Genomic DNA, 23824 nt, shown 5'->3' on the forward strand with positions numbered 1-23824 from the left:
CTGTGCCCTGACTTTTTGGTTGCTTGTCTAGATATTTGCTTTGATTGTACGCCGCGAGCCACTTTATGTCAGCGTCGGCCTTTGCCCAGCAGGTAAATTTCGCTGGAACGGTCGCGCGACGCTTTCGGCTTGCGGGTGACTACCTCGTCGAACAGCTCGCGCATGGACTTGAGATAGGCTTGGAAATCGCTGCCCTGGAACACTTTGACGAGAAAATGGCCGCCAGGTTTCAAATGATCTCGCGCAAATTCCAACGCCAGCTCGCACAACAGAAAACTTCTGGCCTGGTCAATGGCGCTCATGCCTGACATATTGGGCGCCATATCGGAAATTACAAGGTCCAATTCGCGGCCGCCGAGCAATTGCACGAATTGCGCCAGCACTTCTTCCTCGCGGAAGTCGCCCTGGATGAAGTCGACGCCGGGCACCGGGTCCATGTCCAGAATGTCGAGCGCGAACACCTTGCCGCTGTCGCCGACGATGCGCGCAGCCACCTGCGACCAACTGCCGGGGGTGGACCCCAGATCGGCCAATACCGTGCCGGGACGGATCAGCTTGTCCTTGTCGTTGATTTCCAGCAGCTTGTAAGCGGCCCGCGCGCGGTAGCCGTCTTTCTGCGCTTGGTTGACATAGGGATCGTTGACGTGTTCCTGCAACCAGTGGTTGCTGCTCTTGCTTCTAGCCATTGCGCTGCGCTCTTAAAAAGGTGGGCAACAGGTCAGCCGCGCTATCCTGTTGTTTTTCATTTATTTTAGGTCCGGACTTTGGGAAAGCGCCCAACTCGAGTAGAATCGGCTTTTGCTTTGTAAATCCGTATTTCTCATGAAAATTGAACTCAAGCCGTTCCAGCGCAAGTATCTGCAGGGACTGGCGCACGACCTCAACCCGGTGGTGATGATAGGCAACAACGGCCTGACCGAAGCGGTGATCCGCGAAATCGCCATCAATCTGGACGCGCACGAACTGATCAAGGTCCGCGTGCAGGGCGACGACCGCGAAGCGCGCGTCGCCATGTTCGAGCAGATCTGCGAAGACCTGGGCGCCGCCCCGGTCCAACACATCGGCAAGTTGCTGGTGCTATGGCGTCCAAGCGATAAACAACGCATCATTCTGCCCAAGAACAAGCAGGCGCTGAAAGGCTGAACGTCGTTCGCGGCGATCGCGCTTGGTAGAAAAGCGGTGGCATGCCACCGCTTTTGTTTTGTCCGCTCCATACAGGGAACGGCGTCCTAGAGCCTGCTCAAAGTCTCGCCAGCGAGAGCGAGACCAGGCGTTTCAACCGAGAAAACGGAATGTACATACGGTACATCTGCATTTCTGAAGATGTTTTCAACGTCCTCTTCCATCCATCTCGCCGAAGCACAGCAGATCAAGAACAGGTTCTTAGTCGTTGCGCCAGACGTAAACCAAACCCATCAAGCTCTGCACCAGATAGATCAGGCTGGAAATCGCATGCCAGGTGGCGAAGCCGCCGCCGAACAGGCCTTCGGCCGCATGATTCATTTGCGCCTTGAGATTGGCGATGATGGGAGTGACGGCGAAATGATTGATCAGCGTGCAGGCCAGCATGCCCATCACCAGCCAGAAGCCGCTTTCCTTGACCCCGGCCGCGCCGTTGCGGCGGATATGGTCCACCAGCAGAATCGCCCCGCACACCAGCCCCACCCAGGCGATGCTGGCGAACAGCTTGCCGGCTACCATGCCGGCGGTAACCCGGTCCAGCATGGCGAACAGCACCGGCGCCACGATGATGCCGATCACCCACAAGCCGCCAATCCAGAACGTCTTGGCGATTGAACGCAATCCATCCATGTCTCAGCCCCTCTCCCACGCCGCGCCGCGCGCGGACCGTCAGGCCCGCTCGCCGGCGGGACTCAGATGTATTTGACGTCGAGCACTTCGTATTCGCGGATGCCGCCCGGGGCCACCACCTCGGCCACGTCGCCAGCTTCCTTGCCGATCAGCGCGCGCGCGATCGGGGAGTTCACCGACACCTTGCATACCTTGATATCGGCCTCGTCGTCGCCAACGATCTGGTAGGTGACGTTTTCCTCGGTCTCCAGGTCCATCAGTTCGACGGTGGCGCCGAACACCACGCGGCCGTCGGCGTCCAGTTCAGCCGGGTTCACGATCAGCGCGTTGGAAATCTTGCCTTCCAGTTCGGCGATGCGGCCTTCGACAAAACCCTGACGCTCCTTGGCGGCGTCGTATTCGGCGTTCTCGGACAGGTCGCCATGCGAGCGAGCCTCGGCAATCGCCTCGATCACTGCCGGACGTTCCACGCTCTTGAGGCGTTGCAGCTCTTCTTTCAGCAGCTCGGCACCGCGCACGGTCAACGGGACTTTGATCATTTCAGAATTCTCTCCAGAGGCGGCATCCGCCTTCATCAAAAGCACAAGCCGCCGTACTGGACGGCGGCTTGAAGTAGCGGGTTATGGGAGGGATTGTAACGGCAAACCCCTCCCGCTTCCAAGCCCCCGCGTCAGGACTCAGCCCTGAATCTGGCTGTGCAGTTCCTGCACGCTGTAGACGTCGAACTCCTCAGCGTGGGCCATGCCCACGCACACCGCCTTGGCGCCGGCCAGGGTGGTGTACTGCGGAATCCGCGCCTGCAAGGCCGAACGGCGGATGGAGTGACTGTCTTGAATCGCCTGGCGCTTTTCGTCGACGGTGTTGATCAGCAGATCGATTTCCGAGTTTTTGATCATGTCGACGATGTGCGGGCGGCCTTCATTAACCTTGTTGACCACCTGCACCACGATGCCCGCCGCGGACAAGTGCTTGGCGGTGCCGCGCGTCGCGCAGACGCCGAAACCCAAGCGCTGCAGTTCGCGCGCCACTTCCACCGCGCCGTTCTTGTCGCTGTCGCGCACGGACAAGAACACCTTGCCGGTTTTGGGCAGACGGTCGCCTGCGCCCAGCTGGCCCTTCACATAGGCTTCGGCAAAGGTTTTGCCCACGCCCATCACCTCGCCGGTGGACTTCATTTCCGGCCCCAGGATGGTGTCCACGCCGGGGAACTTGATGAAGGGGAATACCGCTTCCTTCACCGCGTAGAACGGCGGAATCACCTCCTTGGTGAAGCCCTGCTCGTTGAGGCCGATGCCGGCCATCGCGCGCGCCGCGATCTTGGCCAGCGGAGCGGAAGTCACTTTGGAGACGAAGGGCACGGTGCGGCTGGCGCGCGGATTCACCTCCAGCACGTAGATGGTGTCGCCCTGAATGGCGAACTGCACGTTCATCAGGCCAACCACGTTCAAAGCGCGGGCCATGGCCACGGTCTGGCGGCGGATCTCATCCTGCACCGCCGGGAACAGGCTGTACGGCGGCAGCGAGCAGGCGGAATCGCCGGAGTGAACCCCGGCCTGCTCCACGTGCTGCATGATGCCGCCAATCACCACGTTCTCGCCGTCGGACACGCAGTCGACGTCGACTTCGATGGCATCGTTGAGGAAGCGGTCCAGCAGCACCGGGCTGTCATTGGACACCTTCACCGCCTCGCGCATATAGCGCTCCAGGTCGGCCGGCTCGTGGACGATTTCCATCGCGCGGCCGCCCAGCACGTAGGAGGGGCGCACCACCAGCGGATAGCCGATTTCCTCGGCCAGCTTCATCGCTTCGGCCGGCGCGCGCGCGGTGCGGTTGGGCGGCTGCTTCAGGCCCAGCTCGTGCAGCAGCTTCTGGAAGCGCTCGCGGTCCTCGGCGGCGTCGATCATATCCGGGGTGGTGCCGATGATGGGCACGCCGTTGGCTTCCAGCGCGCGCGCCAGTTTCAGCGGGGTCTGGCCGCCGTACTGGACGATGACGCCGAACGGTTTTTCGATACGGCAGATTTCCAGCACGTCTTCCAGCGTCAACGGTTCGAAGTACAGGCGGTCGGAGGTGTCGTAGTCGGTGGATACGGTTTCCGGGTTGCAGTTGACCATGATGGTCTCGAAACCGGATTCGCGCAGCGCCAGCGCGGCGTGCACGCAGCAGTAGTCGAACTCGATGCCCTGACCGATGCGGTTCGGCCCGCCGCCCAACACCATCACCTTCTTGCGGTCGGACGGGTTGGACTCGCACTCCTCCTCGTAGCTGGAGTACATATAGGCGGTGTTGGTGGCGAATTCGGCGGCGCAGGTATCCACGCGCTTGTACACCGGGTGCAGGTTCAGGCTCCAGCGCTTGGCGCGCACCGCGGCCTGGTCCGAGCCCAAGAGCTCGCCCAGACGACGGTCGGAGAAGCCCTTGCGCTTCAAGCGGCGCAGTTCTGCGTAGTCCAGTTCTTCGATCTTGCGGCCGGCCAGCGCTTGTTCTTCGCCAATCAGGTCTTCGATCTGCGCCAGGAACCAGGGGTCGATCTTGCTGACCGCGTGGATATCGTCGCGGCTCATGCCGATGCGGAAGGCGTCGGCCACGTACAGGATGCGCTCCGGTCCCGGCGTGCCCAGTTCATGGCGGATAGCCGCTTCGTCGCTCGTGACCGGGTCGAAGCCGGCCAGGCCGGTTTCCAGGCCGCGCAGCGCTTTCTGCATCGATTCCTGCAAGGTGCGGCCCATCGCCATCACCTCGCCCACCGACTTCATCTGGGTGGTCAGGCGGTCGTCGGCCTGCGGGAATTTTTCAAAGGCGAAACGCGGAATCTTGGTGACCACGTAGTCGATGGACGGTTCGAAGGAGGCCGGGGTGGCGCCGCCGGTGATGTCGTTCTTCAATTCGTCCAGCGTGAAGCCCACCGCCAGCTTGGCGGCGATCTTGGCGATGGGGAAGCCGGTGGCCTTGGACGCCAAGGCCGAGGAACGGCTGACGCGCGGGTTCATTTCGATGACGATCATTTCGCCGGTGGCCGGATTGGTGGCGAACTGCACATTGGAGCCGCCGGTGTCCACGCCGATCTCGCGCAGCACCGCCAGGCTGGCGTTGCGCATGATCTGGTATTCCTTGTCGGTCAGCGTTTGCGCCGGCGCCACGGTGATGGAGTCGCCAGTGTGCACGCCCATCGGGTCGAAGTTCTCGATCGAGCAAATGATGATGCAGTTGTCGTTCTTGTCGCGCACCACCTCCATTTCGTACTCTTTCCAGCCCAGCACCGATTGTTCGATCAGCAGCTCATGGGTGGGAGAGGCTTCGAAACCACGCTCGCAGATGGCCAGGAATTCTTCGCGGTTATAGGCGATGCCGCCACCGGAACCGCCCATGGTGAAGGACGGGCGGATCAGTGTCGGAAAACCCACCTTGGACTGCGCGTCCAGCGCCGCTTCCATGGTGTGGCAAACAAAGGACAGCGGGCAGGACAGGCCGATCTTGGCCATCGCTTCCTTGAAACGGCCGCGGTCTTCGGCCTTGTCGATGGCGTCCTCGGTGGCGCCGATCAGCTCCACCTTGTATTTTTCCAGCACCCCGTTCTTGGCCAGGTCCAGAGCGCAGTTCAACGCGGTCTGGCCGCCCATGGTCGGCAGGATGGCGTCCGGGCGCTCCTTGGCGATGATCTTTTCCACCACTTTCCAAGTGATGGGCTCGATGTAGGTGACATCGGCCATGTCCGGATCGGTCATGATGGTGGCCGGATTGGAGTTCACCAGGATGACTTTGTAGCCCTCTTCGCGCAGGGCCTTGCACGCTTGCGCGCCGGAGTAGTCGAATTCGCAGGCCTGGCCGATGACGATGGGGCCGGCTCCGATGATCAGAATGCTTTTGAGGTCGCTACGCTTTGGCATGGTTCTACTCTTTATGATTGCATTTTGTTTGCCGCCAAGCCCGGACGCCTGGGACGCCCGGCGGCATGGCGGCGAATGTTAAATCTCTGTCTTACAGACTGGCCGCGGCCAGCTTGGCGCCGAAGCCGACGAACAGCGCGCCCACCGAGCCGCCCAGCGCCGCGCTCAACCTGCGGCGGCGGCGGAAAGCCTGGGCCAGCCGGTGGCCGGCGACGATCAGCGCGGTCAGGTACAGCGTGCTGCACACTTCCACGATCAAGCCCAGCGCGACGAAGGTCAGCGCAGGATGCGGGTAAGCGGGATCAACGAATTGAACAAAGAAGGACACGAAAAACAGGATGGCCTTTGGATTCATCAAGCTGATCAGCAAGGCTTTGACGAAAGGATTTTCCTCTCCCACCAGCACCGACTTGGCCTCGGCCGCTTCGCCGCGGGCGGAGCGGCGCCAGGCCGTCAGCGCGCCGCGCAGCATATTGAAGCCCAGCCAGGCCAGATAGCCGCCGCCCAGATACTTGACCACGGCGAACAGCATCGGGTTGGCCTTCAGCAGACCAGCCGCGCCAGTAGCCGCCAGCGTCATCAGGATGAAGTCGCCGATGATGATGCCGCCGGCGCCGGCAAAGCCGGCGCGCGTGCCGCGCTGCGCCGCCACCGACAGCACATACATGGAGTTGGGCCCCGGCAACAGCACAATGAGAACGGCGCCCAGCAGATAGGTGGTGAGATCGGTAATCCCCAGCATGTCCCCGCTCCCCGCTTAAACGCGTTCCGCCATCGAGGCGATGAAACGGTCGAACAGATAAGCGACGTCTTCCGGCCCCGGGCTGGCTTCCGGGTGGCCCTGGAAGGAGAAGGCTGGACGGTCGGTCAATGCGATGCCCTGCACCGTGCCGTCGAACAAGGAGCGGTGGGTGACGCGCACGTTGGCCGGCAGGCTGGTTTCATCCACCTGGAAACCATGGTTCTGGCTGGTGATCATCACCCGGCCGCTGTCCAGGTCCTGCACCGGATGGTTGGCGCCGTGGTGGCCGAACTTCATCTTGGACGTCTTGCCACCGCTAGCCAGACCCAACAGTTGATGGCCAAGGCAAATGCCGAATACCGGCCGCTTGGCGTCCAGAATGTCCCGGATGGCGGCGATGGCGTAATCGCACGGTTCCGGATCGCCAGGGCCGTTGGACAGGAAGACGCCGTGCGGATTCAGAGCCAGCACGTCGGCGGCCGGGGTCTTGGCCGGCACCACCGTCAACTGACAGCCGCGTTCGGCCAGCATGCGCAGAATATTGTGCTTGACGCCGAAGTCGTAGGCGACCACATGGAAGCGGGTAGACGACTGCACTTGATAGCCGGCGCCCAATGTCCACTCGCGCTCGGTCCAGGCGTACGGCTTGTCGCAGCTGACCACCTGGGCCAGATCCTGACCAGCCATGGAGCCGAAGCCCCGCGCCAGTTCCAGCGCGCGCGCCTCATCGACATCCCCGGCCATGACGCAGCCGGCCTGGGCGCCCTTTTCGCGCAGGATGCGGGTCAGGCGGCGGGTATCGATGTCGGCGATGGCGACGACATTGTGCCGCTTCAGATAAGCGGACAAGGAATCTTCGGCGCGGAAGTTGCTGTGCAACAGCGGCAGATCGCGAATGATCAGGCCGGATGCAAAAACGGCGCGAGATTCGGTGTCTTCCGAATTCGCGCCGACGTTGCCAATATGGGGATAAGTCAGGGTGACGATCTGTTTGGTATAGGAGGGGTCGGTCAAAATCTCCTGATAGCCGGTGATGGCGGTATTGAACACCACCTCGCCTACCGTATGTCCGGCGGCCCCGATAGCACTGCCCTTGAACACGGTGCCGTCGGCCAAGACAAGGATTGCGGGTACGGTTGACACAAGCTGCTCCTATTGCGTTTGCGGCGGGTAAGGAAAAACCGGCTGCGCCGGTTTGTTTGACCCCGTCCGCCCGCCTGGCCGCCTTGCTCGCGCAAGACCCTGGCCGCGACAGATGGGATCTGTCCCTACCCTAAGTTTTCGAATTGCTTTATGTGAAGAACGGGACTCGATGCCTGGCGCATCAGTCCCGTTTGGTTAAACCTTTCTATAGTAACGCCGAACCGAAAAACTCACAAGAAAAATCGATAACATGACAAATGAGCGGCAATCAGGCCCCGGGGCGGATCTGCCACTGCACGCTGGTCGGCCCGCTCGGTTTGCCCAGCATCAGCATCAACGGCTTCAAGGCGTCGTATTTTTCCGGCGGGCTGTCGGCGCTGCCGCTCAGCGCGAAGGCCGCGCCCGGCAGCCACTGCCCCTGCCCGCTCAGATTCAACGGTCCGTCCAGCGTCGACACGTTCAGCGCCACGCCCGCGCCGGCGCCGTTGACGTCCATCTGGTAGGAGCCGAACGGCGACAACGGGCTCAAGGGCGAGGCCGCGCCCAGCCAGCTGAGCTGCAGATTGCCGGCCAACTGGCCGTCCTTGCGGCTGAACTGGCCGATCTTGAGCTGCAGATCGCCGCCCAAGCGCGCCGCCTGCCAGGTCTTGGACAAATTCGCCAGCGCCGCCACCGGCAGAGTCAGGTTGACGCCGTTGACCTCCATCCCGCCCCAGCCCCACTCCAGCTTGCCGTCCTGGCCGTCGCTCTCCAGCAGCCAGATCGCCCGCCCCGACAGCAAGGCCTTGGGTTGGAAGCGCCAGCCTATCCGGCTCATCGGCAACACCTCGCCCTTGTCGCCGACATAGACCAATTGCGCCTTGCCCTGCCACACCGTGCCTTGCGCGCCGCTGAACTGCCAGCGATCGCCGGTGGCTCGCAACAGCGGCAGCGACAGCAAGCTCGCCGGCAAAGCGGTGATCAGGCCGGCCAGGAACAACGCGCCCAATAGCGCGCCAATCAGAATCTTTCGTTTCATGCGCCGCCTCCGGCATGCGCCAGCAGCGCCTTGATATGCACTTGGCCCGGCATCGGCTGCGCCTCCGCCCTCACACTGAGCACGCGCACCTGGTGCTGAGCCGCCAGCACGCCGGCCAATTTGACCCAGGCGTCGAACGCCATCGTCCCCTCCATCGCCACGCCGGACTCGCCCTCGGGGCTCAAGTGCCAGCCAGCCTCGGACAAGCCTTGGCTCTGCGCCACCTGACGAATCACCGGCAACAGCTCCTTGGCGGGCAGCGCCGCTTGCGCGGGCTGGCGCTTCAGTTGCTCTGCCTCCCGAGCCAAAGACTGCACATGGCTTAGTTCGGCTTGAAGGCGCGCCGCCGCGGCGCGGTTGCGCTCCACCGATTTGCCCGCCGGCTCCCAGACGCCGGCGTAGAGCACGCCGACGCCGAGCACGACGGCCATCGCCAGCAGCAGCCCTTGTTCCCGGCGGCTGCGCTGCCGCCAGTAAGCGACGAATTGTTCACGGTATTGCTTCATTTCAAGGCTCCCGGGACAAGCTGAGTTCTTTGGTCCCTTGCTGGGTGGCGGTCACGTCCAAGCGGATTTGCTTAGCCGCCAGTTGACTACGCCAGCGTTGCAAGGTTTCCCCCGGCACGTCCGCCACTTGCAGCTTGAGCCGCCCGCCTTCGTAGCTGAGCGTGCGGGTCTGCAAATCGCGGCCGCTGAGCGCGGCCAGCGCGCCCATCAGTTCCAAGGCGTCGTCGCGAGCCGGCAGGCCGTGGCTCAGCCGCAGCTTGTCCACCGCCCGCGTCATTGCCAGCGCGCTGCTGCCCGGCATCGCCTGACCGCCGATCCAAGGTTTGGCGGCGGCGCGAATGTCGGCCGACAGGCTTTGTTTCTGCCAGGCATACCAAGCGGCCTGGCCGAGGGTCAGCGCCAGCTGCGCCGCCAGCAAGCCGCCCAGCACCAGCCCGGTCCGTCTCAGCGCCGGTCCCCAGTCGCGCCAGCGGCGATTGGCCGCCAATTCGCCGTTGGCGAAATCGAAAGCCTGTTGTGCCTGGCCATGCCGCCAATCATGAGCGGCCAATTGCTTGGGCTCGCCTTGCCACGCCGGCAGCCGCGAGCCGATCAGACCGGCCGCTTCAGCCCCGCACACAATCAGGCTGGCCGGCGGCAGCTGTGTCGCCAGCCGTGCAAACAACAGTTGTTCGGTGGTTTCGCCGCAATAGGGCAGCCAGGCCGCGCGCGTGGCGCTCAGCCGCAGCAGCCAGCCCTCGCTACCGCGCGCCACGCTCCAACCGTCGCGCGCAGGCGACGGCAACAGGCTTTCCTCCGGCAGGATGCGGTCGCAGAGCCGCCCCGCGCTCTTGAGCATGGCCACGGCGCGGCGCACCGGAAACGCCTCGGTCACCGCCACGGCCCGGCTGCCATCCGGCAACTCCCCGCCAAGAGCGTAAAGATTGGCGGAGGGATCATTGATCAGCCCCTCCTCCAGAGCGAAACCCATCATCGCCGCCGTCGGCTGCTTGACCGCGGCCGGCAGCCGCGCCTGGGTGAACAGAGTGCGGCCGGCGGGCAGGATCAGTTCGCAACGATCGGCGCGCGGCCAGCCGGCCGGCGCGCTGTCGCCCTGAGCGCTCGGCTCGCCGCGCGCGCCCAGCAAGGCCCAGGGCAGCCCCGGTTCGCTATCGGGCCAACCGGCCCGCAGATACAGTCTAAGCGTTGTCATTCTGATTTCCGTTTCCCCTGGCCGGCGGCGGACGTCCCGCGCCGTCTTGCCGCCACAGCGTCTTCACCACATTCATATTGCTGTAGATCAGCGCCCGCATTTCCAGCCGCGCCCGTTCTAGCCGGGCAGAGCTGTCCAGCATGAAGTAATTGGACGCCGCGGCGATGTCGGTGTCGGCGATGATGCCCGGCGCCGGCAACCGCGCCTTGAAGTCGTTGGCGTCCTTGTAGTAATTGACCTTGCGCTGGTTGAGCAAGACCAGCAAATTGCCGTCGCCGACGCCGGGCAACAAGGTTTTCATCACCGCCGGCGTGGCGGTGTTGATGTTGATCTGGCTGACGTCCGCCGGCAAGGCCGCTACGTGCGGCAGCAACTTGTCCAGCACCTCCGGGGTGTAGCCCGGCAGCCAGCGCAACATCTCCACGCGAAGCAGCGGATGGCCCGGCGCCGTCGCGCCCGGCTCCGGCGGACGGTTCTCGCCCGCCGGCTGGCTGGCGTCCTCCGAATCCTTGCCGCCGCGCAACTGTCTGACCAAGGGTTCGGACAAGCGCGTGGGCAGGCCCAGCGTGGTCAGCAGCCGCTTGTAGAACACCAGCTGCCGCGCATTGGTCTGGCCGTTCTGCACCAGCGAATTCAGATTGAAGCGTCCCTGCAGATCGCTCAGCTGCCCGGCCACGGTCACGCCCTGCGCCTCGGTCTGCGGCAAAGGTTGCGCCCACAGCTGGGACAAGGCCACCACGCCGTTGCCGGCCGCGCCGTTGTTGAAACGCAGGATTTCCATCGCCCAGCCCAGGCCGGCGTCCGCCACCAGTCGCAGTTGGGCGCGATTGCGATCATTGTCCAGCTGGTGCCACCACAGGCCTTGCTGCCACAGCACCAGCGAGGCGGCGGTGGTGGCCAAGGCCACGATCAGCAAGGCCATGATCACCGCCATGCCGCGCTGCTTCCGGCTCCCCGACGCCCTCATGGCAGCGCCCATATCCGTTTCGCCCATTCATTGCCCGGCATGCGGATGCGCATTTCCAGCGCGCGCGGGCTGCGCGCCAAGCTGGCTTCTCGCGGCGGCCAGTTCTCCAGCCAGTTGCCGTCGTCCAACATCACGCGCCATCGCACCGCGGCGTCCTTGCCTAAAAGCACGTAGGCGGTCGGCGCCGCGCCCTGAGCGTCGCCCGCCGCCCAACTGAGGCCTTGCGCGCCGGCATGGTAGCTGATGCGCTCCTGGCCGCCGGGATAGCGGGCGGAAAAACTCTGCAGGGTCAGCGTCTGTCCGTCGCCGTCGCTTTGCAGCAGCAACTGGCTGCCGCCCAGGCTCGGCCCCTGCCCTTGCGTCGGCGCCGGCATCTGGCCGGTCAAATCGCCCTCCAGCCGCCGGAAGGCGCGCGCGGCGTCCACCCATTGCTCGCTGGTCTGCATCAGCCGTTCGCGCGAGATCAGCAAGGAGCCGAACGCCTTGTAGCCGAGCACCGACAAGAGGGCGAGCAAGCTCATCGCCACCAAAATCTCGATCAAGGTCATGCCGCCCTGCCGGCCGTCCCTCACGACCCGCCTCCAACATTCATGCGCAGGTAGCCGGTCATCTCGGCCAGCACATAACGGCCATCGCCCTGAGCCAACACCCGTACCACCACCTTGCGGAAATTGGGGTTGGGCGTCTGGCTGATCACGCGCTGCCAGCGCCAGCGCGCGCCGTCGTCGTCCAATTCTCCAGCCTGCTCGCCCACGTCCGGCCATTCGCGGCGCGCCTGCATCAGAGCGATCATGTTCTGCGCCTCCCAGGCCGCCTGCATCCGGCGCTTCATGCCTTCGCCGTTGTCGGCGGCCAGACCGGTGGCTCGCAACAACGCGCCCAAGGCCACAGCGATGATGGCCAGCGCCACCAGCACTTCAAACAAGGTAAAGCCGCGCTCGCGCTTCATGAGCCTTCGTCCACCCGGCTGCGTCCCAACGGCGACAGGGTCACGGCCAAGCTGCGCGTCTCGGTCTTGATCTGCAAAGCCAGCACGTTGGCGCGCCCGTCCTGCCACAAGAGCAGCGGCCGCCCCGCCGGCCAGGGTTGGCCGTCCAGCAACAGCGCGCCGCCGTGCACACCCTCCGGCCACAGCCGGTCGGCCAGCAATTCGTCGTTGGCGCCGCCCCAGTCCCCGTTGTCGCCGCGACGGCGGAAACCATAACCCTTGGCGTCCCACATCAGGGCCAGCGGATCCCCCATTTCGGCGGCGTCCGCCGCCTGCTCCAGCACCCGCGCCAATCGGTAGGCCTCATCCGAAGCCTGACGATGGGTATCCGGCCGCATGCTGAGCGTCACCGTGGTGGCCAGCACGCCGATGATCAGCATCACCACCATCACCTCAATCAGGGTGAAGCCACGTGCCGGAAGGGAGGAGCTCATCAACGGCTCCGGCCTTACTTGACCGCGTCCCAGTTGCCGATGTCGGCGTCCACGCCCTCGCCGCCCGGCTCGCCGTCGGCGCCGAAGCTCCAGATGTCGATCTCGCCGTGAGTGCCGGGGTTGGCGTACTGGTAGGGATTGCCCCACGGGTCCTTGGGCAAACGCTCCAGATAGCCGCCCGGCTTCCAGTTTTTCGGCTCCGGTGCCGAAGTCGGTTTTTGCACCAGCGCCTGCAGGCCTTGCTCGCTGCTAGGGTAGCGGCCGTTGTCCAGACGATACAATTTCAGGGCCTGGCTCAGTGCGCCCAAGTCCTGCTTGGCGGCGACGGCGCGCGCCTCGTCCGGACGGCTCATCACCTTGGGCACCACCAGCGCCGCGAGTACGCCGAGAATCACGATCACCACCATGATTTCGATCAGGGTGAAGCCTCGCTGGGCCGCTTTGGAAAGGTGTCGCATATCTACTCCTACTACCGAGGTTTCAAAGGGTCAAAACAGGGAGGGGCCGTCGCCGGACAACTCCCAGACGCCGGCGGGTCCGGCATTGGCCGGCTTGAGCTGGCCCAGCTTTCTCAACTCGCTCGCCGCCCAGCTCATATCGTATTGCCAGGTGTAGAACAACTCGGTGCCTTCCAGCTCGCGAGCGCGCGCATGCCAGATGTGCTTGGCCACCGTCAGCCGGTCCGCCTTGCCGCCGTGCGCGGCCAGCGCTTCCAACACCCATTGCTGTAAAACTGCCTTGTGAGACATTCCGTGCTTCTTTCCGCGAAAATCAATGCACCATCTGGTTCATGTCGATGATGGGCATCATGATGGCCAGCACGATCAACAAGACCATGCCGCCCATGAACAGGATAAGCAGCGGCTCCATCAGCGTGGTGAAGGTGGCGAGCTTGCGCTCCACCTCCTGCTCCTGCTGCTGGGCGGCGCGGTCCAGCATATGGGCCAGCGTGCCGCTGGATTCGCCGCTGCCTATCAGATGGATCAGCACCGGCGGGAATTGGCGGGTGGCGTGCAGCGCGCGCGACAGCGCCACGCCCTCGCGCACCTTGGCCATCGCCTCGCTGACCGCGTCCTGCATCGGCAGCAGGGTCATCAGGCCGCGCGCGGTTTCCAGCGCGGTCAGCAAGGGCACGCCGCTGCCCACCAGGATGGATAGGGTGCTGGCCATGCGCGCGGTGTTGAGCGCGCGCAGCAGGCGGCCGAACACCGGCAGCTTCAACAGCCGGGCGTGGAAGCGCCGTTTCAGCGCCGGCGCGCGCAAGGCGCGCACGGTCAGGAACAGCGCGGCGACGATGCCGGCCAGCAACGCGAGGCCCCATTGCCGCAGGAAATCGCTGGCGGCCACCAGCGCCCGGGTCAGAAAAGGCAGGGTCTGCTTGGTCTGCGCGAACACGCTGACCACCTGCGGCACCACATAACTCATCAGACCGGCCACCACCAGGATGGCCACCACGGTGACCACGGCCGGATAGGCCATCGCCAGCATCACTTTTTGTTGGGTGTTCTGGCGCTTGTCCAGGTATTCGGCCAAGCGCGCCATCACGGTGTCGAGATGGCCGGACTGTTCGCCGGCCTGCACCAGCGAGCGATACAGCGGAAAAAACACGCCCGGCGCCGAAGCCAGCGCCTGGGCGAAGCTCTTGCCTTCCAGGATGTCGCTGCGCAAGGCCGCCAGCACGGTGCGGCTGCGCGGGTGTTCGCACTGCTCGGTCACCGCGGTCAGCGCCTTTTCCAGCGGCAGGCCCGCGTTGAGCAGGGTGGACAGCTGTTCGGTGATCATCACCAGTTCCGCGCGCGGCAGGCCGCGGCGCAGCGCCGAGCTGCCGGCGTCGCCGTTCTTGGCGCTGACGCTTTCCACCTCCAGCGGCAGCAGGCCGCGCTCGCGCAGCTGGCTGCGCGCGGCGCGCGCGGAGTCCGCCTCCAGCAAGCCCTTTTGCTCCTTGCCGGCGGGGTCGAAAGCGGTAAAGCGGAAGGCGGCCATCAGTTCCTCGTCACCCGCATGATTTCTTCCAGCGAGGTTTCGCCGTCCTTGACCCAACGCAGGCCATCGTCGCGCAGCGAGCGCATGCCGTGGCGGGCGGCGTAGTCGCGCATTTTCTGCTCGGAAGCGCGATCATGGATCAAGCGTTGCAACTGATCGTCGACCAAGAGCAGTTCATAGACGCCGTAGCGCCCCTTGTAGCCGGAATGGCCGCAGCTTGGACACCCCGCAGGCCGGTAATGCGGCGTGTCCTCCGAACCTTCCAGCGGCACCGGATGCGGCGCCTTGCAGTGCGGACACAGCCGGCGCACCAGCCGTTGCGCCATCACGCCCAGCAGGCTGGACGCCAAAAGGAAGGGCTCGACGCCCATGTCCACCAGCCGCGTCACCGCCGAGGCCGCGTCGTTGGTATGCAGCGTGGCCAACACCAGATGACCGGTCAGCGAGGCCTGCACCGCGATCTGCGCGGTTTCCAGATCGCGAATCTCCCCTATCATCACCACGTCCGGATCCTGGCGCAGAATCGCGCGCAGCGCCTTGGCGAAACTCATGTCGATGCGCGGGTTGACCTGGGTCTGGCCGACGCCGTCAAGGTGGTACTCCACCGGGTCCTCCACCGTCATGATGTTGGTATGGCGCGCATCCAGCCTCGACAAAGCCGCGTACAGCGTGGTTGTCTTGCCCGAACCGGTGGGGCCGGTGACCAGCAGGATGCCGTGAGGCTGGCGGATCACCTTGTCCACCGCCTGCAAGGTGTCCGCCGCCATGCCCAGCGTGGCCAGATCCAGGCGGGCGTTTTCCTTGTCCAGCAGACGCAGCACCACGCGCTCGCCGTGACTGGTGGGCAGCGTGGACACCCGCACGTCCACAGGGCGGCCGCCCAGGCGCAACGAGATGCGGCCATCCTGCGGAATGCGTTTTTCGGCTATATCGAGGTTGGCCATGATCTTGATCCGCGACACCATGGCCGCATGCAGCGCGCGGTGCGGGCTGACCACGTCGCGCAGCGAGCCGTCCAGGCGGAAACGCACCACCGAGCGGTCTTCGAAAGCCTCGATATGAATGTCCGAGGCGCCGTCGCGCAGCGCCTGGGTCAGCAAGGCGTTGATCATGCGGATGATGGGCGCGTCGCCCTCGCTTTCCAGTAGATCCTCCACCGTCGGCAAGGACTCCACCATCTGGGTCAGGTCCAAATCCTGACCGATGTCGTCCACCACCTCGGCCGCCGCGCCGTCGCGGTTGGCGTAATGCTCGGACAGGCGCTTGTCGAACAAGGCCGCCTCCAGCGTCTCCACGCTGGCCAGCCCCTGGCCGTGCAGGCGCAGCACTTCGGCCCAAGCCTCGTGCCGGCTGTCTTCGCGCAGCAGCAGATGCCGGCCGCTCTCGCCGTCCAGCAGGATGACGCCGTTGGCGCGCGCGAACGGGAAACCCAGCGCCGGCGACAGCTTGGGCTTGTTCATTTCGGCTGCGCTTTCAGGCTCTGTTCCAGCGTCGAGCGGATGCCACTCTCCGGCAGGGACTTCAGCGCCGAATCCAGGTTCATCTGCAGTTTTTCCTTCTCCGCCTTATGGCCTTCACCGATGATGTAGTTGTAGCGATCGGTGGCGATGGAACGCGCCCCCAGATCGTCGCGGATGATGGTGGGCTTGATGAAAATCATCAGGTTGGTCTTGTTGCGCTGCTTGTTGCTGTAGCGGAACAAGGCGCCCAGCCATGGGATGTCGCCCAGCAGGGGCACCTTGCTTTCATTGTCGCTGACCGTTTCTTGCAACAGGCCGCCAATGGCGATGATGCCGCCGTCGTCGACATTGGCGATGGTTTCTATCATCCGCTTGTTGGTGGTAGGACCCTGCGGGTTCTTATCGGTGCCCGGCACGATGGTGGACGCTTCCTGCAAAATCTTCATGCGGATGGAGCCGCCTTCGGAAATCTGAGGCGTGATTTCCAGATTGAAACCAATGGTCTTGCGGTCATAGGTCTGGAAGGGGTTGACCGAGCCATTGCTATTGCTTCCGGTATTGCTGTATTGGCCGGTCAGGATAGGCACTTCCTGGCCAATCTGGATCTTGGCCTTCTCATTGTCCATCGCCATCAGGGACGGGCTGGACACGATGTTGCCTCCCATCTCCGTCTCCATCGCCCGGGCCAACGCGCCCATGTTCAACACGGTGCCGATGCCGGGGATGTTGACGGTGCCCTTGACCCAGCCGATGTTGAGGCCGCCGGTGGTGGCCAGCGTGTTGATCGGACTGCTGGGCGCGCCCGAGCCGGACACTGAGGGGGCAGACAAGCCGATGATTCCCGGATTGGTGGTGCCGGGGAAGTTGGTTCCGCCGAAAACCCCGGCGCCGTTGCCGTTGAGCGCGCCCAACGCCTGCCATTGCACGCCCAGCTCCATCACCCGCTGCGCGGCCACTTCCACCACCAGCGCTTCCACCATCACTTGCGCTCGGCGCTTGTCCAAGAGGTCGATGACATTGCGCAGGTTCTGGTACATGGAATCCGGCACATTCAGAATCAGCGCGTTGTTAGTGGGGTCGGCCTGGATCATGGAACCGCCGCCTCCGGCCCCTCCGCCGCTACTGCTGCTGGACGCGCTGTCGCCTCCCACCGGACTGGCCGCCTGAGCGGCGCTGGCGGAGCCGCTGGACGAGGACGCGGAACCGCTGCCCGAACCGCTCTGATTCAACAGGCTGGAGCTGGAGCCGCCATTGGTACTCACCGCGGTGCGGCCCTGCAAGGGGCCTGCGTCGCCGGTCATCAGCGCGCGCAGGGTCTGCGCCACTTTGCCGGCCTCTGCATTTTTCAGGTAGACCACGCGCACATTGGCGCCGGCCTGACTGGGCTGATCCAGGAGCTTTAGCAGGCTTTTGATCTTGCCGATCTTGCCCGGGGTGTCGGCGCGTACCATCAGCACATTGGCGCGCGCGTCCGGGATGATGGTGGTCTTGCCGCCGTCGGCCCCGGCGCCGCTGTCCTGCAGCAGCTTGTTCAGGCTGCCGGCCAATTCCACCGCGGAGCCGAACAGCACCGGCACCACCACGGTATCGCCCGAAGCCGCGCTCTCGATCGAGTCGATAATGGACTCGATGCGCTGGATATTGTCCGCGTAGTCGGTGACGATCAGCGCGTTGGACTGCGGGTAGGCTGCAATCGTGTTGTTGGGCGACACGATGGGACGGATCACCGGCACCAGCTGATTCGCATTGCCGTATTTGAGCGTGAACACCTTGGTGATCAAGCGATCGCCGTCGCCGCGCGGAATGCTCTTGCTGGCCTTGGCGTGCAACTTGGCGTCGGCCTCCGGCACGATCTTGACCACGCCGCCGCCCTCCACCGCTGAGAAGCCCTGCAAACGCAAGGAAGACAACAGGATCTGATAGGACAAGGCGCGCGGCACCGGCTTGCTGGACACGATGTTGACCGTGCCCTTCACTCGCGGGTCGATGATGAAGTTTTTGCCGGTGATCTCGCCTATCGCCTTGACCACGGTTTCGATATCGGCGTTGACGAAGTTGAGCATCACTCCATCGTTCTGCGGGGTGGCGGCCAATGCGGCGTTGCAACCGTAGATCAGGGCCAGGATGGCGACGAGTTTGTGGATACGCATATTCAGTCTTCTTATTGGCGAACCATGCTGGCGGAATCCAGCCCAGGTTGCGGCGGGGTTTCAGGATTCACAGGGACCACGGCGGGGGGAGAAACGGGGGCCTGGGAAGGAGGAGAAATCGGCGGCGGCATCGTTGGCGGGATATTGCCGCCAACCACGCCCCCCGCGCCGGGCACGCGCTCAACCAAGGGCACAAACTGCTCGCTGCCGCCGGAACGCATCAACACGCCGGAGGCGGTGATCTGGGCCAGCTCCCAGCCATCCGGCGTCGTTTTGCCCAGCAACAAGGCCACCGAACGGCCATTATCGTCTATCACCGCGAAGCCGGGCGCGCCGGAAGCCTGCGGAGCGTACACGCCGATCAGCTTGACCGGCGGCAAAGCCGCGGCTTGTTGCGCCACCGGCTCGCCAAACCAGTGCGCCATCGCCACATTGGCGGCAGCGGACTGCGGCGCCGGCTCGCTTAAGCCTCGCCACTGCTTGGCGGCGGGGCCCAGCAAGGGCGCGGCGACCGTACCCAGCCACGCGGCGGCGCCTGCCAGCGCCAGCCAAGGCAAAGCGGCGACCAGACGCCCCAGCGTCGCGGCCGACGGCAACAATCGCTTCCCCTTTTCACTCCAATGGACCACTTGCTTCATTGCATCCTGGCTTCTGTATTCATTCTTGAAATCTAAGCGCGGACCTTGCGGCCAAGTTCAAGCGGACGCCCGCGCCGTGGTGGAATCGGCCGGGGTTGGGCTCAAGCATGGCTGTGAGTCATGCAGCGGATTATTTGCACGCCATCAGGATACGGTCAATCCAAAAAAAGACCGAATTGCATAGCCTAGCAATATTCAAGCGAATATCAGCGCGCCATGCGATTAATTCTTCTATTAAGGACTATTTTTTCGCCTGATTTCGCACACAGCCCGTAGCTAGGGGCGGAGCAAACACTATGCGGCAAAATAATTTTAATGACAAACGGTTTTTGATATTGCAACGCGGCATCACGCAACAAGCTCTTTTCCATTATCTCAAAGACGGATTACAAGCTCATGCAAGAATCGCTCTTGCGTCGGTCAGGCAACAAAAAACGCCGCGGAATCCCCGCGGCGTCTCCTTCGTATCTCCCTCCGCCTCAGAACCAGGCTTCGTCCATCTCCAGCACGCTGTCAGCGCCCTCCACGATGGCGGCCGCCAAACCGCCCGCCTGGGGCAGCAGGTGCTCGCCGTAGAAACGCGCGGTGGCCAGCTTGGCGTTGAGAAAGTCTTGATCCACGTCGGCCTCTCCCTGCTTGGCCTTGGCAATAAGCGCCGCGCGCGCCATCTGCCAACCACCCAAGGTAATACCCATCAGCTTGAGGAAGGGCACCGATCCGGCAGCCGCCCGTTGCGGCTGCCCCGCGAAGGTGGCCAGGATGAAATCGACGCTGCGGCGCGCCTGCTTGACCGCCTCATCCAGATTGTCCGCCAGGCTGGTCAAACCCGCCGCGCGCAGCTTGACCGCGCAACCGGCCGCCTCTTCCAGCAAGGCGCGGGCAGTGACGCCACTCTCGCCGGCGGTCTTGCGACCAATCAAGTCCAGCGCCTGAATGCCGGTAGTGCCTTCGTAGATGGCGGTGATGCGCGCATCGCGGTAGTACTGCGCAACCCCGGTTTCCTCGATATATCCCATGCCGCCGTGCACCTGCAGCGCCAGACTGGTGATTTCATTAGCCTGCTCGGTGTTCCATCCCTTGACGATAGGGATCAGGAAATTGGCCAGCGCCTGATTGCGTGCTTTTTCGCTCGCCACCGGATGACGCGCGGCGCGATCCAGCGCCGCCGCGGTATACAGGGCCAGCGCGCGCTGCGCTTCCACTTGGGCGCGCATGGTCAGCAGCATGCGGCGCACATCCGGGTGCTGAATAATGGCCACGCCGGTCGGATCGGGCGAGCCCACGGCACGGCTCTGCACCCGATCACGCGCGTACTCCACCGCCTTCTGGTAGGCGCGTTCCGATACCGCCAGACCTTCGATGCCCACGCCCAGGCGTGCGTGGTTCATCATGGTGAACATATAGTTCAGGCCCTTGTTGGCCTCGCCAACCAGATAACCGATCGCGCCGCCCTGATCTCCGAAGCTCATCACGGCGGTGGGGCTGCCGTGGATGCCCAGCTTGTGCTCCAGCGATACGCAACGCACGTCGTTGCGCGCGCCCAGGCTACCGTCGGCATTGACCAGGAATTTGGGCACGATGAACAAGGAGATGCCCTTCACCCCGGCCGGCGCGTCCGGCAAGCGGGCCAACACCAGATGGACAATGTTGTCCGCCATATCGTGCTCGCCCCAGGTGATGAAGATTTTCTGGCCGCTGACGCGATAGCTGCCGTCAGCCTGCGGCATCGCCTTGCTGCGCACCTGAGCCAGATCTGAGCCGGCTTGCGGCTCGGTCAAATTCATAGTGCCGGTCCAGGCGCCGCTGGACATCGGCGGCAGATAGACGCTCTTGAGTTCGTCCGACGCGTGATGGTGAATGGCTTCGATCGCCCCCAAGGTCAGCAGCGGCGCCAGCGAGAAGGCCAGATTGGCGGAACACCACATCTCCTCGGCCGCGGTGGCCACCAGGGCCGGCATGCCCTGACCGCCGTAGGCCTCCGGCGCGCGCAGGCCCACCCAGCCGGACTCGACGTATTGCTGCCAGGCGTCTTTGAAGCCCGGTGCGGCGCTGACTTCGCCGTCGCGCCATTTCGCGCCCTGATCGCCTTGCTTGTTGATGGGAGCCAATACGCCCTCGGCAAACTTGGCGCCCTCTTCCAAAATGGCGTCCACCAGCTCCACCGAGCACTCGCCATAGCCCGGCAGGCCGCAAATGGCCGGAAGCTCGGCCAACTCGTTAAGCGCGAATTGGATGTCCTTGATCGGTGCTTGATAAATCATCGCCTTCTCCTCGTGTTTGGATGGCTGGGATGGCCTCCGCAGCCGGCAATCGGTTTCTATTCGCAGACATGAAAAAGCCGGCAAGCGCCGCACGGGTCCGGCCCGCATCGGGCCGATGACTGCGCGCGGGCGTTGCCGGCTGAATGTTCTTGTTCCGGCGGCCATGCGGCGCGCCGAACCCCATCCACGCCGGCGAGAGGCTCGCGGCGCGGACGCGGGATTATTTGGACAACTCGGCCATCAACTCCGGAACAACAGTGAACAGATCGCCGACGATGCCGTAATCCGCCACTTGGAAGATAGGCGCTTCCTCGTCCTTGTTGATGGCGACGATCACCTTGGAATCCTTCATACCGGCCAAGTGTTGGATGGCGCCGGAAATGCCGACTGCGAAGTACAGCTGCGGCGCCACTACCTTGCCCGTCTGACCCACTTGGTAGTCGTTTGGCGCGTAGCCGGCGTCCACCGCGGCGCGGGAAGCGCCAACGGCAGCGGAGAGCTTGTCCGCCAGCGGATCGATCACCGCCTTGAACTGCTCCTCCGAACCCAAGGCGCGGCCGCCGGAAACGATGACCTTGGCCGAACCCAGTTCCGGACGATCGGACTTGGTCAGCTCCTGACCCACAAAACTGGACAGCTGCGCGTCGGCGGCAGCGGCCACGGCTTCCACCGCGGCGGAGCCGCCCTGGCCCGCCGCGTCGAAGGCGGTGGTGCGCACGGTGATGACCTTGATCGGGTCTGCGGACTGCACGGTGGCCAGCACGTTGCCGGCGTAGATGGGCCGCACGAAGGTATCGGCGGACTCAATGGCGACGATCTCGGAGATCTGCGCCACGTCCAGCAGCGCGGCTACTCGCGGCAGCAGGTTTTTGCCGAAGGAAGACGCCGGCGCCAGCACGTGGCTGTAGCTCGTGGCCAGGCCGGACACCAGCACGCCCAGGTTCTCGGCCAGACCGTGCGCGTAGTGCGCGGCATCCGCCAGCAGCACTTTGGCCACGCCCGCCACGCTCTTGGCGGCTTCTGCTGCTGCGGCGGCGTTGTGGCCGGCCACCAGCAGGTGCACTTCGCCCAGCTTGGCGGCGGCGGTAATGGTATTCAGGGTGCCTGCTTTCAGGCTCTGGTTGTCGTGTTCAGCGATAACGAGAATGGCCATGGCTTACAGCACCTTTGCTTCGGTTTTCAGTTTGGCGACCAGCTCGGCGGCGTTGGCCACCTTGATGCCGGCGCTGCGCTTGGAAGGCTCCGCCACCTTCAACGTCTTCAGACGGGGAGCGGCGTCCACGCCCAGCTCCGCCGGCGTGGTCTTGTCCAGCGGCTTTTTCTTGGCCGCCATGATGTTGGGCAGCTTGATGAAACGCGGCTCGTTCAAGCGCAGGTCGGAAGTGACCACCGCAGGAAGGCGCAGCTTGACGGTTTCCAAACCGCCGTCGATCTCGCGGGTCACGTCCACGGTCTCCGCCGACAGTTCCACCTTGGAGGCGAAAGCGCCCTGGCCCCAGCCCAACAGCGCGGACACCATCTGGCCGGTTTGGTTGGCGTCGTCGTCAATCGCCTGCTTGCCCACGATCAAGAGCTGCGGCTGCTCCTTGTCCGCCACCGCCTTCAACAGCTTGGCCACTGCCAGCGGCTGCAATTCGACGTCGGTCTCCACCAGGATGGCGCGGTCGGCTCCCATCGCCAGCGCGGTGCGCAGCGTTTCCTCGCATTGCTTGACGCCCAGCGACACCGCCACGATTTCACTGACCTTGCCGGCTTCCTTGAGGCGCACCGCCTCTTCCACCGCGATTTCGTCAAACGGGTTCATCGACATCTTGACGTTGGCGATATCCACGTCAGTGCCGTCGGCCTTGACCCGAACCTTCACGTTGTAATCCACAACGCGTTTCACAGCGACTAGAACTTTCATATTCCTCCAACAAACCTCTGGACATCTCTCAAAAGAAACCTGGAGCGGCTTATAACCGCCGCCGCGCCGCCAAGCGCGGCCGTTTCAGAAATGCCGCTCTGGATTGATCGAACGCGGAAGCAGCAATTGCCGAAGCAAGCCTGATTATGCCCCAAGGACAAATTCAAACGAGCGTTTGGTTGATTTGTATTGCATACAGCGTGGCAAAAACGCAACTTATCGCCGATAGTACGTGATTTCTCGGTAATTTGCATTTCGGCCAAAAGCTGTCACAATGCACCGCAGCATTTTATCGTCATATCAAGTCAGGAGCGGTCATGACTGTTTGGTTTGAAGATCTTCAGCTCGGCGATTTCGCCGAATTCAGCAAGACCATCACCGAAGCCGACGTGCTGATGTTCGCCGCCGTATCCGGCGACAACAACCCGGTGCACATCAATCAGGAATACGCGGAACAAACGCCGTTCGAGACACGCATCGCGCACGGCATGCTGACCGCCAGCCTGATCTCCACCGTAGTGGGCACCCAATTGCCCGGCCACGGCACCATCTATCTATCGCAATCCACCCGTTTCAAAGCGCCGGTGCGCATCGGCGACACCGTAACCGCCCGCGCCACCGTGATAGAGCTGAACCCGGACAAACACTTCGTCAAATTGGCGACTCAATGCTCGGTCCGCGGCAAGGTGGTGCTGGAAGGCGAATCCTTGGTCAAGGCGCCCAGCAAACCCTGAGCT

24 protein-coding genes are annotated in these 23824 nt (G+C 63.8%); 2 read left to right on the forward strand and 22 right to left on the reverse strand.

What is annotated here, in order from left to right; all coding sequences use genetic code 11:
• Positions 1-68: 68 nt before the first annotated feature.
• A complete protein-coding gene (gene rlmE, locus MOV80_RS07410; RefSeq protein WP_043591324.1) occupies positions 69-686 on the reverse strand; it encodes a 23S rRNA (uridine(2552)-2'-O)-methyltransferase RlmE in 618 nt (205 codons plus the stop codon).
• A 136-nt stretch (positions 687-822) separates the two neighbouring features.
• Here rlmE and yhbY point away from each other — a divergent pair, with 136 nt between their 5' ends.
• Entirely contained in the window at positions 823-1143 is a 321-nt protein-coding gene (gene yhbY, locus MOV80_RS07415; protein WP_019103533.1) for a ribosome assembly RNA-binding protein YhbY, read from the forward strand.
• A 240-nt stretch (positions 1144-1383) separates the two neighbouring features.
• On the opposite strand, the gene MOV80_RS07420 is transcribed toward yhbY, so the two are convergent.
• The 21 genes from MOV80_RS07420 to MOV80_RS07520 all read right to left on the reverse strand — a co-directional run bounded on the left by MOV80_RS07420 (position 1384) and on the right by MOV80_RS07520 (position 23087).
• Positions 1384-1812, reverse strand: coding sequence for a DUF4149 domain-containing protein (locus MOV80_RS07420; protein ID WP_043591328.1), 429 nt, complete (start codon positions 1810-1812; stop codon positions 1384-1386).
• Positions 1813-1874: 62 nt separating this feature from the next.
• Complete coding sequence (gene greA / locus MOV80_RS07425) at positions 1875-2351, reverse strand: transcription elongation factor GreA (RefSeq protein WP_019100916.1); 477 nt, start codon at positions 2349-2351, stop codon at positions 1875-1877.
• Between the two features lie 138 nt (positions 2352-2489).
• Positions 2490-5699 (reverse strand): carbamoyl-phosphate synthase large subunit, encoded by a 3210-nt coding sequence (gene carB / locus MOV80_RS07430; protein ID WP_019100915.1) that lies wholly within the window; start codon positions 5697-5699, stop codon positions 2490-2492.
• A 91-nt stretch (positions 5700-5790) separates the two neighbouring features.
• Complete coding sequence (leuE, locus tag MOV80_RS07435; RefSeq protein ID WP_043591331.1) at positions 5791-6441, reverse strand: leucine efflux protein LeuE; 651 nt, start codon at positions 6439-6441, stop codon at positions 5791-5793.
• A gap of 15 nt (positions 6442-6456) precedes the next feature.
• On the reverse strand, positions 6457-7584 hold the full coding sequence (gene carA / locus MOV80_RS07440) for a glutamine-hydrolyzing carbamoyl-phosphate synthase small subunit (RefSeq protein WP_249604966.1): 1128 nt from the start codon (positions 7582-7584) through the stop codon (positions 6457-6459).
• Between the two features lie 268 nt (positions 7585-7852).
• On the reverse strand, positions 7853-8602 hold the full coding sequence (locus MOV80_RS07445) for a type II secretion system protein N (RefSeq protein ID WP_107732851.1): 750 nt from the start codon (positions 8600-8602) through the stop codon (positions 7853-7855).
• On the reverse strand, positions 8599-9108 hold the full coding sequence (locus MOV80_RS07450; RefSeq protein ID WP_019100911.1) for a type II secretion system protein M: 510 nt from the start codon (positions 9106-9108) through the stop codon (positions 8599-8601). Before MOV80_RS07450 ends, MOV80_RS07445 begins: the two co-directional genes overlap by 4 nt.
• A gap of 1 nt (position 9109) precedes the next feature.
• Positions 9110-10300: a type II secretion system protein GspL gene (gene gspL / locus MOV80_RS07455; RefSeq protein WP_081574124.1), complete on the reverse strand. Its 1191-nt coding sequence runs from the start codon at positions 10298-10300 to the stop codon at positions 9110-9112.
• A complete protein-coding gene (gene gspK, locus MOV80_RS07460; RefSeq protein ID WP_019100909.1) occupies positions 10287-11234 on the reverse strand; it encodes a type II secretion system minor pseudopilin GspK in 948 nt (315 codons plus the stop codon). The genes gspL and gspK overlap by 14 nt, the downstream gene beginning before the upstream one ends.
• 29 nt (positions 11235-11263) lie before the next feature.
• Positions 11264-11839 (reverse strand): type II secretion system protein GspJ, encoded by a 576-nt coding sequence (locus MOV80_RS07465; protein ID WP_118268324.1) that lies wholly within the window; start codon positions 11837-11839, stop codon positions 11264-11266.
• Positions 11836-12216 carry a type II secretion system minor pseudopilin GspI gene (gene gspI / locus MOV80_RS07470; RefSeq protein WP_019100907.1) on the reverse strand — a complete coding sequence of 127 codons (381 nt, stop codon included), beginning with the start codon at positions 12214-12216 and terminating at the stop codon, positions 11836-11838. The genes MOV80_RS07465 and gspI overlap by 4 nt, the downstream gene beginning before the upstream one ends.
• A complete protein-coding gene (locus MOV80_RS07475) occupies positions 12213-12689 on the reverse strand; it encodes a prepilin-type N-terminal cleavage/methylation domain-containing protein (RefSeq protein WP_249604967.1) in 477 nt (158 codons plus the stop codon). The genes gspI and MOV80_RS07475 overlap by 4 nt, the downstream gene beginning before the upstream one ends.
• A gap of 14 nt (positions 12690-12703) precedes the next feature.
• Positions 12704-13147 carry a type II secretion system major pseudopilin GspG gene (gene gspG, locus MOV80_RS07480; RefSeq protein ID WP_019100905.1) on the reverse strand — a complete coding sequence of 148 codons (444 nt, stop codon included), beginning with the start codon at positions 13145-13147 and terminating at the stop codon, positions 12704-12706.
• Positions 13148-13177: 30 nt separating this feature from the next.
• Complete coding sequence (locus MOV80_RS07485; RefSeq protein WP_107800569.1) at positions 13178-13438, reverse strand: hypothetical protein; 261 nt, start codon at positions 13436-13438, stop codon at positions 13178-13180.
• A 22-nt stretch (positions 13439-13460) separates the two neighbouring features.
• Positions 13461-14672 carry a type II secretion system inner membrane protein GspF gene (gene gspF / locus MOV80_RS07490; protein ID WP_118268326.1) on the reverse strand — a complete coding sequence of 404 codons (1212 nt, stop codon included), beginning with the start codon at positions 14670-14672 and terminating at the stop codon, positions 13461-13463.
• A complete protein-coding gene (gene gspE, locus MOV80_RS07495; RefSeq protein WP_249604968.1) occupies positions 14672-16132 on the reverse strand; it encodes a type II secretion system ATPase GspE in 1461 nt (486 codons plus the stop codon). The genes gspF and gspE overlap by 1 nt, the downstream gene beginning before the upstream one ends.
• Positions 16129-18282, reverse strand: coding sequence for a type II secretion system secretin GspD (gspD, locus tag MOV80_RS07500; protein ID WP_118268327.1), 2154 nt, complete (start codon positions 18280-18282; stop codon positions 16129-16131). The genes gspE and gspD overlap by 4 nt, the downstream gene beginning before the upstream one ends.
• 11 nt (positions 18283-18293) lie before the next feature.
• Positions 18294-18920: a hypothetical protein gene (locus MOV80_RS07505; protein WP_081574121.1), complete on the reverse strand. Its 627-nt coding sequence runs from the start codon at positions 18918-18920 to the stop codon at positions 18294-18296.
• A gap of 479 nt (positions 18921-19399) precedes the next feature.
• On the reverse strand, positions 19400-21181 hold the full coding sequence (locus MOV80_RS07510; protein ID WP_043591343.1) for an acyl-CoA dehydrogenase: 1782 nt from the start codon (positions 21179-21181) through the stop codon (positions 19400-19402).
• 220 nt (positions 21182-21401) lie between these two features.
• Positions 21402-22334 carry an FAD-binding protein gene (locus MOV80_RS07515; RefSeq protein ID WP_043591345.1) on the reverse strand — a complete coding sequence of 311 codons (933 nt, stop codon included), beginning with the start codon at positions 22332-22334 and terminating at the stop codon, positions 21402-21404.
• 3 nt (positions 22335-22337) lie between these two features.
• A complete protein-coding gene (locus MOV80_RS07520; protein WP_107732854.1) occupies positions 22338-23087 on the reverse strand; it encodes an electron transfer flavoprotein subunit beta/FixA family protein in 750 nt (249 codons plus the stop codon).
• A gap of 317 nt (positions 23088-23404) precedes the next feature.
• On the opposite strand from MOV80_RS07520, the gene MOV80_RS07525 reads away from it, so the two are divergent.
• Positions 23405-23821, forward strand: a complete 417-nt coding sequence (locus MOV80_RS07525) for a MaoC family dehydratase (protein WP_019100896.1) — start codon at positions 23405-23407, stop codon at positions 23819-23821.
• The last annotated feature ends 3 nt before the right edge of the window (positions 23822-23824 follow it).

Origin of the sequence: Chromobacterium sp. IRSSSOUMB001 (assembly GCF_023507765.1) — a bacterium.
GTDB classification, from domain to species: Bacteria; Pseudomonadota; Gammaproteobacteria; order Burkholderiales; family Chromobacteriaceae; genus Chromobacterium; species Chromobacterium haemolyticum.